We start from the raw sequence: 13,040 nt of genomic DNA, 5'->3' as shown, positions 1-13,040 counted from the left end.
CCTACAAACCTTCCAATTGGCTGCCCTGCTTGTCCTTGCCTCCAAGGCGCTGGAGGAACAAGGCGAGTGCAAGGCCGATGATGACGAGAATGACGGCGATGACGCTGGCCGGGCCCATCAGGTTGGCCCGGAAGCCCCGGAGGTACATGTCCAGGGCCAGGATCCGGGTGGAGTTTCCCGGTCCGCCGCCGGTGAGGACGAAGATCAGGTCGAAGTAGGTCAGCGAACCCACCACCATCAGGGTGGACGAGGTGATGATCGTGTACTTCAACTGCGGAAGGGTGATGTGGAAGAACTGCTTGATGGTCCCGGCGCCGTCGATCTGGGCCGCCTCGTACAGGGACTTGGGGATCTGCCGCACCCCGCCTTGGTAGATGAGCGTGTGGAACGGCACGAACTGCCAGGCGATGACAAAGATGACAAGGCTGAGCGCCAGGTGCGGGACACCCAGCCAGTCCTGGGCAAGGAACGGCAGGCCCAGGCCGGTTGCCAGGCCGAAGTTGGGGTCCAGCAGGGCCTTGAAAGCGATGGCGACGGCGGCGGAAGACAACAGCAGCGGCAGGAAGTACAGCACCGCCAGGACCGCACGGTAGCGCTGGCTTCCCGCGGTGAAGACGCCGAGCAGGAGGCTGATGGGTGTCTGGACCAGCCAGGAGACGATCATGATCAGGAAGGTCAGGCCCAGGGCGTTGTACAGCCCCGGATCTGCCAACACGGAGAACCAGTTGTCCAGTCCCGCCGCCCCAATGGCACCGATGCCGTCCCAGCTGGTGAAGCTAAGGATAAGCACACCCGCCAGCGGGATGACGGCGAACACCAGGAAGAAGAACAGTGCAGGAATGGTCAGCCAGGCCAGTGCGGCCTTGCGTTGTTCGGTCTGCTTCGAATTCCTGACTCCGGCGGTGGGCCCCGGGGCGGTGGAGACGGCGTTACTCATTTCCCGAGGGTGCCGTTCATGTTCTCGGCGAACTGCTGCGGCGTGATCGACTTCAGGAACAGCTGGTCGATGTTGTTCAGCAGCGCCTCGGCTGCGGTTGGGCTCAGCGCCTGGTCCCAGGACTGCTGGAAGCTGGGGGCGTTCTTTGCAAGGTCGTAGACGAAGTTGAGGAAATCCTTGTCCGGGGAGGTGTTCAGCTTGCTTTCGATGCCGTTGACAATGGGAACGGAGCCGGAGTTGATGTAGGCGTCGATCATGGTGTCGGTCATGATCCCGTCCTTGAGGAACTTCTTGGCGGACTCCTTTTCCTTGTCGCTGGCCTTGGCGGAGATGGACTGGTAGTTCGCCGGGTTGCCCACCCCGTTCTTGGGGTCGCCCTTGCCACCGGGAATGGTGGGGAACTGCACAAAGCCCAGCTTCCCGTCCTGGACGAAGTTCTTGCCGTCCTTCTTCATCGGGCCATACGTCCAGGAACCATGCAGCATCATGGCGGCCTTGCCGGTGTACAGCAGGGCCTGGTCTGCGTTCGAGTCGGCCGTGATGGAGGAGAAGCCCTTGATGAAGCCATCAGCCGAGACCAGTTCCTGGATCTTGGTGCCGGTCTCGATGACGGCCGGGTCCATCCAGGCGTTGGGCTTGCCTTCAAAGATTGCCTTGAACACGTCGGGTCCGCCGATGCGGTCCAACAGGTATTCGAGCCACATCATGGAGGTCCAGCGCGACTGGCCGCCCAGGGAGAAGGGTGCCACCCCCATGCCATTGAACGTCTTGACCAGCGACATGACGTCGTCCCAGGTCTTGGGCGGCTGGACGCCGGCCTTCTGGAAGAGTTCCTTGTTGTAGAACAGGACGATCGGACCGACGTACATGTTGGGCAGGGCGTAGATCTTGCCGTTGACCGTGGCGGCGCTGAAGGTGGACGGGAAGAACTTCTTCTTCAGGTCCGGGTTCTGATCCAGCCAGCTGGTGAGGTCTTCAACCTGGTTTGCCTCGGCGTAGGTCTTCAGCGTGCCGCCGCCCCAGTTGTAGATGATGGTGGGTGCCTGGTTCGCGCCGATCGCGGTCTTGATCTTGGTCTTGTAGGCGTCGTTCTGGAAGAACGTGATCGCGATCTTGTTGTCCGGGTTTGCCTGGTTGAAGGCATCGACAGCCTTCTGCATGTTGGTCTGGTTCGGCTCACCGGACAGGAACCACATGCTGGCGCCACCATTGCCGCTGGAGGCACCCGGACCTGACGTGCCGCAGGCAGAGGTTGCCGCAACGGCAAAGGGAGTAAGGGCAGCGAGGGCGAGGAAATTGCGCCGTGAGGTCTGGGGTTGCTTCATTGCTTCTCCATTGTGAATTTGCTGTCGAGGTACGGGGCGTCAGCTCCGACGTTCGTTCGAAACATTTCGAACGGTGATATAAGTCACGCTGTAAACTAAAGCGCCAAAGATCCCCGTAGTCAAGGGATCGTAGAGGATATTTTCCGAAGTAAAGCCTGTTTTGGCCAAGCCTTGACGGACGAAGTGCCTGTTCTTCAGAATGAATGCACTTCCCACCTTCGAAAGATTGCGAACCCATGACGACCAAATTGCCCGAGCGGACGAAGCCAACGCTCGCAACCGTGGCCAGGCAGGCCGGGGTATCGGCACCGACTGTCTCCAAGGTGGTGAACGGCCGTGACGACGTGGCCCCCGAAACCAGGGCGCGGATCCTTGCGGTGCTGGAGCAGGCGGGTTACCAGTCGCCCGTGCAGCGCAGGGCCGCCGCCGACAGTGCAACAGTCGTCGAAGTGGTGATCGATGTGCTCGACTCTGCTTACACCATCCAGGTGCTGAACGGCATCCTCCAGTTCGCAGCGGGGGCCGACGTCGAAATCCTGGTGAGTGTGACAGGCCAGTCCACGCCTGGCCGGCAGACCCCGGAACGCCGCGCCCAGCGCATGCTTGAAGAGGGCAGGGCGGGGATGATCGTGGTGACTTCGGCCTTCAGCGAGGCACAACTGCATGCGTTCCGCCGCCGCCAGATCCCGGTTGTGGTGATCGACCCGCTCAACCCCCCCTCCGCGGACGTGGTCAGCGTTGGGGCGACCAACTGGGCAGGCGGCAAGGCGGCAACCGAACATCTCCTGGGACTGGGCCACCGGCGCATCGCCTACATTGGCGGGATCGAGGGTGCGGAATGCAACCAGGCGCGGCTTCACGGTTATATGGCTGCCCTAATGGCGCAAGGCATTGAGGTTGACCCCGGATACATCGTGTCCGGCGGCCATTTCCGGACAGAGGGCGGGGTCAAGGGATTCCAGGAGCTGCTGAAGCTGGACCCCCTCCCCACGGCCATCTTCGCCGGCAGCGACTCGATTGCCCTGGGCGTCCTCAGTGAGGCGCGGCATCACGGGATCAGGGTTCCGGAGGACATCAGCCTCATCGGTTTCGACGGGACCAACCAGGGCGAGCAGTCAGTCCCCTCATTGAGTTCGGTGGCCCAGCCCCTTGAAGAGATGGGCAGGGCCGCGCTGAGGTCACTCCTGCGGCAGGCACAGGGCGAGATCCTGGATTCCCACCGCGTGGAGTTGGCCACCCAGGTGATCGTCCGAGAATCCACCGCCCCGCCCGCAGCCTAAGGAGGCCACGCCCGGGGCGTCCTGGACAACTAGTGAAAGACATCAACGCATGAAAATCACCAACCTCGACACCGTTGTGGTGGATTTTTACCGGACCAACCTCATCTTTGTCCGGTTGAGCACCGATGAAGGCCTTACCGGAATAGCGGAAGCCACCCTCGAAGGCCAGGAGCACGCAGTCCGCGGCGCAGTAGCGGTCCTTGCAGACGCTGTACGCGGCAAGGATCCCACCCGGATTGCCCAGACCATCTATAAGGTGAACCGCGACGCGTACTGGCGCGGCGGTCCCGTCTCGATGACCGCCCTGAGCGCCCTTGAAATGGCCATGTGGGATGTCTCCGCACGCTCATTGGGCGTCCCGGTCCACCGGATGCTGGGCGGGCAGGTCCGTGACAGGGTCCGCGCGTACGCCAACGGCTGGTTTTCAGGGGCCAAAACGCCTGAGGAATTCGCCAAGGCCGCCGTCCACACGGTGGGCCAGGGCTTCCGGGGACTCAAGTGGGATCCCTTCGAAGCTGCAGACCTCACCTTGGAACCTGGCGATCTCCGCCGCATGCTCGAGCCCATTGCCGCTGTCCGGGAGGCGGTGGGTGATGACGTTGAGCTGTTCATCGAAGGGCACGGCCGCTTCGACGTGCCCACCGCCATCCGCGTGGCGCGGGAAATTGAACAGTTCCAGCCCGTGTTCTTCGAGGAGCCCTGCCCACCGGACGGCATCGACGCGCTCATCGAGGTACGCAGCAAATCGCCTGTCCCCATAGCGGCGGGGGAGCGGTGGATGGGACGGAACACCTTCATTCCCGCCCTTGGGCGCCGCGCAGTGGACTACATCCAGCCTGACGTCACCCATGCCGGGGGCTTCCTGGAGCTCTCGTTCATTTCCACACTGGCGGCAGCCCACTACGTTCCCTTCGCACCGCACAACCCGAGCGGACCCCTAAGCACCGCAGCAACCTTGCAGCTCGGTGCGGCCCTGCCGAATTTCCGCTACCTGGAGATCATGGCGTCGGACGTGCCATGGCGCAGCGAAATCTCCAACGAGCGCCTCGAACTCACGGAAGAAGGCGACGTCCTGATCCCGGAAGGCGTGGGCCTGGGCGTCGAGTTGGACTTTGACGCCATCGCCGAGCACCCCTTCACGCCGCACCCCATGCGGATTTTCAGCGACGCCGTGGCAGACATCCGGCCGCCGGACGCCCGGTCCTACTTCAACCTGGAGGGCGCCGGCGTCAGCTGAGCTTCGCTGCCACCCGCCCCTGCGACGGGTCAGTCCCCGCGGGGCATGGCCCCACCGACCCCCGCCGCACCAGGGTGGCCGTGAACTGAGCCGGAGCGGCGGGCGGCAAGCCCTCCATCTGCCGGATCAGGGCTTTGGCGGCGGCGACGCCCATGTTGTAGACCGGCTGGGCGATGACGGTCAGGGGAGGGGTTGTCAGCCTGGTCCACGGGAAATCGTCGTACATCAGGAATGAAACATCCGCCGGGATGGACAGGCCAAGTTCCTGGATGGCCTCCACCACGCTAAGGGCGATCAGGCCGTCGGAGGCGACGACGGCAGTGGCGCGGTCCGGGCCCCGGAGCACTCCGCGGGTAATGCTGCGAATGGAGTCCTCGTCTCCTGCATTCAGGCGGACCAGGTCCTCCGGAAAATCCAGCCCGGACTCAAGGAACGCCTCCCGCATGCCCTCAATGCGGTCCGCGATTTGGGAGGACTCGAGAGTCATCCCGGGCGTGTAGGGGGCGTCGGTGGTCAGTGTGGAAATGAAGGCGATCCGCCGGTGCCCCGCATCGAGCAGGTACTGCGTGGCCTCCCTCGAAATCCTCGCCATGTCCACGGCCATGGTCTCCACCGGCATATCTCCGGCCGTGCGGTCGATGAAGACCATCGGCCGCCCGGACCCGTGCACCTCCTGGAGATGTCCGGTTTCAACCGATGACGCAGGGGCAACAATCAGGCCGTCCACGCGCTTGTCCAGCAGGACCCGCACTGCGTCCACTTCCGACGCCCGGTCCTCATCGGTATTGACCAGGATGACGTTGTAGCCGGCCTTTTTTGCAGCGTCCGTGATTCCCCGTGTGGCCAGGCCAAAGTGTGGGTTTTCGATATCGCCCACCACTACGCCGATGGTGTGTGACTTCCCCGTATTCATGCTGCGGGCCAGCTCGTTGGGCCGGTAGGAAAGCGCCTCGGCGGCAGCGAGGACGCGCTCGCGGACTTCGTCACTGACGGCCCCGTAATTTCCCAGCGCCCGCGCGGCCTGCGCTTTGGAAACCTGGGCAGCCTTGGCGACGTCGGCAACCGTTACGTCCCGCCGTCGTACTCCTTCGCCGTTCATCTTCACCTTCCGAAAGGGTTGTTGACGCCCCTTGTGACTTCGGCTACATTTCTATCCATCGATGTGAGTCCGGTCTCAATCCTATGGTGTGAGACCGGACTCAACAAGAGCATCGGCGACTTTCTTCGGCGGCCCTGACAGCACCGCCTCCCTCCCAACGATTGGACAACGCTGTGAAGAAAAAGAATCTCCGCCCGGCCGGAATTGCCGCCGCCGCACTCGCCGCGGTGCTTGCGCTCTCCGGCTGCAGCTCCACCTCCGCCGCCTCCACCACGGAGAACAACCCCTACGGCCTGATCCAGCCCGGCACCATCCGCGTGGCCAGCCTGGGCGACTCCAAGCCCTATACCTTCGCCGATGCCTCCGGTAACTTCACCGGCTTCGACGTCGAACTCTTCAAGGATGTGGCCCACCGGGCCGGTGTGGACAACGTGGTCTTCACCGGCCAGGACTTCTCCGGCCTCCTTGCCGCAGTGGCCAACGGGCAGTTCGATGCCGGTGTTGCCGCCATCGGCATCACGGACAAGCGCAAGGAAACCGTGGATTTCTCGGATGGTTACCTGGCCGGCTACCTGACGGTGGTCACCACCAAGACCTCCGGCATCAACGGTGTAGACGGCCTGTCCGGAAAGCGGCTGGGCGTGGTGCAGGGCACCCTGCAGGAAGCCTATGCGGTGAAGAACTTCACCTCTGCCAGCCTGGTCCGCTTCCCGGACAACAACACCGCCATTGCGGCGCTGAACAGCGGAACCGTTGACGCCCACTTCCTGGACTACGAGGCTGCGAAGGCGTACGAGGACCAGCACGGACTGGTCAGCGCCGCGGACATCCCGTCCTTCGACGCCCCGGCCGGATTTGCCGTCGCCAAAGGCAAGACCGCGTTCAAGGAAGCGCTGAACAAAGGCCTGGCCGCTGCGATGGAGGACGGGACCTGGAAGAAGCTCTACCAGAAGTGGTTCCCGGGTTCCCCGATGCCCGAGCAGTACCTGCCCAAGGCCGAGCAGACCGCTTCTGCCTCACCGGCCCCGAGCAAGTAACCGGGGCACGTAAGCACGTAAGCCTTCGGGCGCATCGCCGGGCGGGCTGCCACCCGCGGCCTGCCCGGCATCCTCACTCAATCTACGTCTGAGAGCAATCATGGACTGGTTCAACACCATCATCCGTACCTTTTTCGACTTCGGCGCTATGGCCGAGGTCCTGCCCCAACTGCTGGCTGTTGGCCTGCTGAACACGCTGATCATCTCGGTTGCTGCCACCGTCCTTGGCACGGTCCTGGGAATGGTGGTGGCCGTCATGGGCATCTCACCATCCAAGTGGCTCCGGGTCCCGGCCCGGATCTACACCGACCTGTTCCGGGGCCTGCCGGCCATCCTGACCATCCTGCTGATCGGCCAAGGGTTTGCCCGCCTGAGCCAGTCGGTCTTCGGGCCCTCGCCCTACCCGCTGGGCATCATCGCGCTGAGCCTGATCGCCAGCGCCTACATCGGGGAAATCTTCCGCGCCGGCATCCTCAGCGTGGACAAGGGCCAGGGGGAGGCCTGCCGGGCCCTGGGAATGAGCTACGCCAAATCCATGGCCCTGGTGGTGATCCCGCAGGGTGTCCGCCGGGTCCTGCCGGCCCTGGTGAACCAGTTCATCGCCATCGTCAAGGACTCCTCCCTGGTCTACTTCCTGGGCCTGCTGGTTTCCGAACGCGAACTCTTCCGCGTGGGCCAGGACGCCGCCGTGCTCTCCGGCAACCTCTCACCCCTGGTCGCCGCCGGCGTCTTCTACCTGGTGATCACCGTCCCGCTGACCCACCTGGTCAACCACATCGACAACAAATTCCGCACCGGCCGCCGCCGACCCGCACCGCCCACCAGCGGCCTGAACGAAGTCAAGGAACTCGCCTCGGCCTCACCGCTGACCACCGGGAGCAACACATGAACACCCCCACCCCCACCAAAAACACCACCAGCCAGGAAGCCCCCACGTTCCACGGCTCGTCCCTGGAACTGCGCAACCTGACCATGGCCTATGGCGAGATCGAGGTCCTGCGCAACGTCAGCCTCACCGTCGCCCCCGGCACCACCACCTGCATCATCGGCCCCTCCGGCTCGGGCAAATCCACCCTGCTGCGCGGCATCAACCGGCTCCACGAACCCAAAAGCGGGGACGTACTCCTGGCCGGGGACAGCATCCTGGGCGCCAACCCGGACACCCTTCGCACCCGCATCGGCATGGTCTTCCAGCACTTCAACCTCTTCCCCGACCACACCGCGGAGGAAAACGTCGCCCTGGCACTCTGGGCCGTCAAGGGCATGCCCAAAAACCAGGCCATGGCCAAAGCCCGCCAGCGCCTGGCCGAAGTAGGCCTCGCCGAACGCGCCGACCACCGCCCCCGCGACCTCTCCGGCGGCCAGCAGCAACGTGTCGCCATCGCCCGGGCCCTGGCCATGGAACCCGAAGTCATGCTCTTCGATGAAGCCACCAGCGCCCTGGACCCCGAACTCGTCAAAGGCGTCCTCAACCTCATGGCCGGCCTGGGCAGGCGCGGCATGACCATGCTGGTGGTCACCCACGAGATGGGCTTCGCCCGCAAGGTCGCGGACCAAGTGGTCTTCATGGACGAAGGCGAAGTCGTCGAAGCAGGAACCCCCACCCAACTCTTCGACAACCCCCGCAGCGAACGCCTCCAGCGCTTCCTCTCCGAGGTGCTCTGATGGGTACTGTTGCAGCTGAACCCATCAGGACCGCCGTCGTCGGGTTTGGGATCTCCGGCAAGGTCTTCCACGCGCCGCTGATTGCGGCCAACCCGGATTACTCGCTCGACGTGATCGTTACGGCCCAACCGGAACGTGCTGCCGAGGCGGCACGCCTCTACCCCCAGGCACGGATTGTTGGAACGCCGGAAGACCTCTTCTCCCTCTCGGCAGACCTGGACCTGGTGATCCTGGGCACCCCGCCGCACACCCACTTTGAGCTGGCGGCAGCGGCCATCGCCCACGGCCTGCACGTGGTGGTGGACAAGCCTTTCGTGCCCACCTCCGCCCTGGGTGAGGAGCTGATCAGCAGGGCTGACGACGGCGGGGTGCGGCTTACGGTGTTCCAGAACCGCCGGTGGGATGCCGACTTCCTGACCCTAGGGAGGGTCCTGGCGTCAGGTGCGTTGGGCCAGGTCAGCAGCTTCGAGTCACGGTTCGAGTGGTGGCGGCCCGAAGGGTTCGGGAACTGGCGGGACACTGTGTCCCTCGCCGAAGGCGGCGGGATCCTGCATGACCTGGGTGCCCACCTGATCGACCAGGCAATCCAGCTGTTCGGCCCCGTGGAGCGGAGCTACGGCGAGACAGCCAACCGCGGCGGACATCCGGACGCGGCCGACACGGAGGCCTTCGTGTCACTGCTGCACGCCTCCGGCGTCCGCTCACGGCTGTGGATGAACGGCATGGCGGCCCAGGCGGGCGCCCGCTTCCACGTCCTCGGCTCAAAGGCCGGGTACACCAAGTGGGGGCTGGACGGGCAGGAACCGGCGCTCGCAGCCGGGATGCCGCCGTCGGATCCTGCCTACGGCCTCGATCCCCAGGAGTCATGGGGGCTCCTGGGAGTCGACGGAGCAATGTCTCCCGTTCCCGCCGAACGCGGCGACTACCCGCAGTTCTACGTCCAACTGGCCGCGGCCCTCCGCGGAAACGGACCGCTGCCGGTGGATCCCGCCGGTCCGCTCGAAGTTCTGAAAGTCATCGAAGGCATCCACGCCCTGGCTTGATTGCCCTCCCTCAACTCTTCCTTCCTTGACGCGCTGTTCGCGTCCTTCCCAACCACGAATTCCACAGAAAGGGACACCAATGTCCTCTGTTCCAGCTCCCAAGCGCGTCGCGATCATCGGCGGCGGCATCCTGGGCGTTTCCACCGCCGTGCACCTGCTGCGTGAAGGCGCCTCCGTGATCCTGCTGACCGAGCGCGGCCTGGCCAGCGAAGCCAGCGGCCGTTCGCTGTCCTGGCTCAACTCCGCGGGCGAACGGTCCACCCCCTACCACCAGTTGCGGGTTGCCGGCGTGGACCGCTACCGCACCCTCTTTGCCTCCGATCCCAAGCGGGAATGGCTCCAGTTCGGCGGCGGCCTCATGTGGAACGAGGCCGGCCAGGCGGAGGCCACGGAGGCGCGGCATGCCTACGAGAAATCCATTGGCTACGATTCCAGGCTGCTCGCTCCGGACGAGATTGCGTCAGCCACCCCCGGCATTGATTCCAGTGCCGTGCCGGACAACGCCATCTTCAACCCCGGCGAAGGCTGGGTCAGCCTGCCGGACCTGATCGACTTCCTGATGGAGGAGTTCCACGCCCGCGGCGGCGAACTGGTCCTCAACGCCGGCAAGGCCTCGGTCACGGTGGAGGGCGGCCGCACCGCCGGCGTGGAGACCGCGGCGGGCGGGACCTACCCAGCCGACGCCGTCCTGGTGGCGTGCGGCGCAGCGACTCCCGCCGTCGTCGAACCCCTGGGTGTGCACATCCCCAATGGTTCCCCCGTGTCCATGCTGGTGGTGACCAAGCAGGTGCAGCACGAGGTCACCGCGGTGATGAACACCCCGCGCGCCGCGCTGCGGCCCAACCCGGGCGGCACGTTCGCCCTGGACCACGACTGGTACGAGGAGCACATCACCGAGCACGCGGACGGATCGTTCACCATCCCGGATGACGTGGTGCAGGAACTGGCGGACGAAGCGTCCAAGCTGGTGGCCGGCAACCCGGAACTCAAGCCGGCCTCCTGGAAGATGGGCTACAAGCCGATTCCTGGCGACGGCGAACCGGTCCTGGGCGAACTGGGCCAGGTGCCGGGATGCTTCGTCGCGTTCACACACTCCGGAGCCACCCTGGGCCTCATCGCAGGTGAACTTCTTGCCGGCGAGATCCTGACCGGCAGGAAGCACCCCATGCTGGCAACGTTCCGTCCCGGCCGCTTCTCCTAGGACCGCGGATGGAAGAGGCGGGGCCGCATCTGCGCCCCCGCCTCTCTTGCGTGTTGAGGGGCCGAAGTCGCGGCTTACGCGCCCAGATGCCCCGTAAGGCGCCGGTGAAAGCCGGTGCTGCGTTCATCCAGGCCTTCGATTGCCACCGTTGCACCATGGTCCGCGTACTTCGTTTCGATGGAGTCGAGCGCGGCGACGGTTGAGGCGTCCCAGATCTGGGCACGGGTGAGGTCAATGCTGACCGAGGCGGGATCATCTGCGTAGGCGAACTGCTCCACCAGGTCATTGCTGCTTCCGAAAAACAGCGGACCCACTACGTCGTAGCGGACGGTTTCGCCGTCCTCCGCAAGGTGCCGCTCCACGGTGATGACGTGGGCCACCCGGCGCGCGAACAGCACCATCGCCAGGATGACGCCCACCAGCACGCCGTAGGCCAGGTTGCCGGTGAAGACCACGACGGCGACGGTGACTGCCATGACCAGCGTTTCCGGTACGGGCATCCGTTTCAGGGTGGACGGCTTCACGCTGTGCCAGTCGACGGTGGTCACTGCGACCACCATCATGACCGCGGCGAGGGCCACCATGGGGATCTGGCCCATGATCGAGCTGAGCCCCGTCACCAGTGCCAGCAGGAACAGCCCGGCCACGAATGTCGAAATCCTGGTGCGGGCCTGGCCGGTCTTCACGTTGAGGACGGTCTGGCCGATCATGGCGCAGCCTGCAATGCCCCCATAGAAGCCGGCAAGGATGTTCGAGACGCCCAGTCCCCAGGACTCGCGGCCCTTGTGCGAAGGGGTTTCCGTGATGTCGTCCACGAGCTTTGCCGTGAGGAGGGTTTCCATGAGCCCGACGAACGCCACGCTTAGCGCCGTGGGCAGGACCAGCTGGAAGGTCTCAAGGTTCACCGGGAAGAGGAACGGCGTGATGCCTGGGAGCTTGCCCGTGAGCGGTCCCTCGTCCGCAACGTTCGGAACGGTGAGGCCCGCAATGATCACGACTGCCGTGACGACGACGATGGCCACCAGCGGCGACGGCACCACCTTGGTGAACCGGGGCAGGATGAAAATGATGGCGAACGTCAGGGCGAACAGCAGGTAGGCGAGCCAGGGAACATTCAGGACATGGGGCACCTGCGCCATGAAGATCAGCACGCCCAGCGCGTTGACGAAGCCGATCATCACCGAGCGCGGAATGAACCGCATCAGCCGCGCCAGCCCGGCCAGGCCAAAGACAACCTGGATGACGCCGGCAAGGAGCACGGTGGGCAGGACGTATTCGACGCCGTGCTCATGGACCAGTGGGGCGATCACCAGGGCAACGGAACCGGCAGCCGCGGTCACCACTCCTGGTCGGCCTCCGAGGATGGACATGGCCAGGGCCAGCACGATGGAGGCGACAAGGCTCACCATGGGATCGACGCCCGCCACGATCGAAAACGAGATCACTTCCGGGACCAGTGCCAGCGTGGTGACCATCCCGGCCAGGACCTCCCGGCTGAGCTGCCGCGGGGAGCGCAGGGCGCTGAGGACGGTGGTTGGTTGCCGGATTGGGCGGGTGCGGTCGGCGACGGCCAAGGAGCGGCTCCAGGGGACTTGGCTCCCTCTTGGGAGAGCGGTGTGCAACGTTCTGCGCGCCACGGTGCGCACGGGTCCAGCCCGGCCATGAAAGACAATGGGGGTGGACAAAAGAATGCGACGGTGACTTCCGGCTGCGTATGCAACACTACCCTAACGTGAGGGTTGGCCCGGATTGGTGACGTGATGGTGAAAGAAATGACCGCCGAAGAAGTGGTGGCGACAATGCACATTGGCGAACTGGCGGACCGTTCGCAGATGTCCCTCCGGACCATCCGACATTACGACGAGGTGGGCCTGCTCAAACCCTCGGGCCGTACTGAAGGCGGGTTCCGTCTTTACACCGAACGCGACTTCACGCGGCTGCTGCTGATCCGGAGGATGAAACCGCTCGGGTTCACACTCGAAGCCATGGCAGGACTTCTTCGGGTTATCGACGCCCTGGAGGCGGCCAAGCCAGGCCAGGATGTTGCCGGCATCCGGGAGGAGCTGAACGGCTTTATCGAAGAGGCGGCGCGGCGCCGGGCCAAACTGGAGGAGCAACTGGGCATGGCCGACGAATTCCTGGCACTGCTGCGCGCCCGCTAGCTTTCCTGCCGGGTGTTGCCAAACTGTGGCGTTCCCGCCGGCCGCGGCCCGGGG

Annotated in this window: 12 protein-coding genes; 8 read left to right on the top strand and 4 right to left on the bottom strand. The window is 64.7% G+C overall.

What is annotated here, in order from left to right; genetic code table 11:
• Nucleotide 1 precedes the first annotated feature (1 nt).
• Entirely contained in the window at nt 2–937 is a 936-nt protein-coding gene (locus FBY30_RS05875; protein ID WP_142131887.1) for a carbohydrate ABC transporter permease, read from the bottom strand.
• A complete protein-coding gene (locus FBY30_RS05870) occupies nt 934–2,262 on the bottom strand; it encodes an extracellular solute-binding protein (RefSeq protein ID WP_142131885.1) in 1,329 nt (442 codons plus the stop codon). The genes FBY30_RS05875 and FBY30_RS05870 overlap by 4 nt, the downstream gene beginning before the upstream one ends.
• Before the next feature lie 236 nt (nt 2,263–2,498).
• Here FBY30_RS05870 and FBY30_RS05865 point away from each other — a divergent pair, with 236 nt between their 5' ends.
• Entirely contained in the window at nt 2,499–3,542 is a 1,044-nt protein-coding gene (locus FBY30_RS05865) for a LacI family DNA-binding transcriptional regulator (RefSeq protein WP_142131883.1), read from the top strand.
• Nucleotides 3,543–3,591: 49 nt separating this feature from the next.
• Nucleotides 3,592–4,779 carry a mandelate racemase/muconate lactonizing enzyme family protein gene (locus tag FBY30_RS05860; protein WP_142131881.1) on the top strand — a complete coding sequence of 396 codons (1,188 nt, stop codon included), beginning with the start codon at nt 3,592–3,594 and terminating at the stop codon, nt 4,777–4,779.
• On the opposite strand, the gene FBY30_RS05855 is transcribed toward FBY30_RS05860, so the two are convergent.
• Nucleotides 4,772–5,878: a LacI family DNA-binding transcriptional regulator gene (locus FBY30_RS05855; protein WP_142131879.1), complete on the bottom strand. Its 1,107-nt coding sequence runs from the start codon at nt 5,876–5,878 to the stop codon at nt 4,772–4,774. The two genes, FBY30_RS05860 and FBY30_RS05855, sit on opposite strands and share 8 nt — an antisense overlap.
• Before the next feature lie 173 nt (nt 5,879–6,051).
• Between FBY30_RS05855 and FBY30_RS05850 the strand changes: the two genes are divergently transcribed.
• The 5 genes from FBY30_RS05850 (at nt 6,052) to FBY30_RS05830 (ending at nt 10,824) form a co-directional block, all read left to right on the top strand.
• Entirely contained in the window at nt 6,052–6,915 is an 864-nt protein-coding gene (locus tag FBY30_RS05850; protein WP_142131877.1) for an ABC transporter substrate-binding protein, read from the top strand.
• A gap of 100 nt (nt 6,916–7,015) precedes the next feature.
• Nucleotides 7,016–7,804, top strand: coding sequence for an amino acid ABC transporter permease (locus FBY30_RS05845; protein ID WP_142131875.1), 789 nt, complete (start codon nt 7,016–7,018; stop codon nt 7,802–7,804).
• The gene (locus FBY30_RS05840) at nt 7,801–8,580 is read left to right on the top strand and encodes an amino acid ABC transporter ATP-binding protein (RefSeq protein ID WP_142131873.1); all 780 of its coding nucleotides are present in this window, start codon (nt 7,801–7,803) and stop codon (nt 8,578–8,580) included. Before FBY30_RS05845 ends, FBY30_RS05840 begins: the two co-directional genes overlap by 4 nt.
• On the top strand, nt 8,580–9,623 hold the full coding sequence (locus FBY30_RS05835; protein ID WP_142131870.1) for a Gfo/Idh/MocA family protein: 1,044 nt from the start codon (nt 8,580–8,582) through the stop codon (nt 9,621–9,623). The genes FBY30_RS05840 and FBY30_RS05835 overlap by 1 nt, the downstream gene beginning before the upstream one ends.
• Nucleotides 9,624–9,702: 79 nt before the next feature.
• Complete coding sequence (locus tag FBY30_RS05830; protein WP_142131868.1) at nt 9,703–10,824, top strand: NAD(P)/FAD-dependent oxidoreductase; 1,122 nt, start codon at nt 9,703–9,705, stop codon at nt 10,822–10,824.
• A gap of 74 nt (nt 10,825–10,898) precedes the next feature.
• On the opposite strand, the gene FBY30_RS05825 is transcribed toward FBY30_RS05830, so the two are convergent.
• Entirely contained in the window at nt 10,899–12,398 is a 1,500-nt protein-coding gene (locus tag FBY30_RS05825; RefSeq protein WP_142131866.1) for a SulP family inorganic anion transporter, read from the bottom strand.
• A 186-nt stretch (nt 12,399–12,584) separates the two neighbouring features.
• Between FBY30_RS05825 and FBY30_RS05820 the strand changes: the two genes are divergently transcribed.
• Nucleotides 12,585–12,986, top strand: a complete 402-nt coding sequence (locus FBY30_RS05820; protein WP_142134951.1) for a MerR family transcriptional regulator — start codon at nt 12,585–12,587, stop codon at nt 12,984–12,986.
• Nucleotides 12,987–13,040: the final 54 nt, after the last annotated feature.

Source organism: Arthrobacter sp. SLBN-83 (assembly GCF_006715285.1).
Classification (GTDB): domain Bacteria; phylum Actinomycetota; class Actinomycetes; order Actinomycetales; family Micrococcaceae; genus Arthrobacter.
The sequence above is the reverse complement of the archived record's forward strand: the minus strand, read 5'-3'. Positions and strand labels throughout refer to the sequence as shown.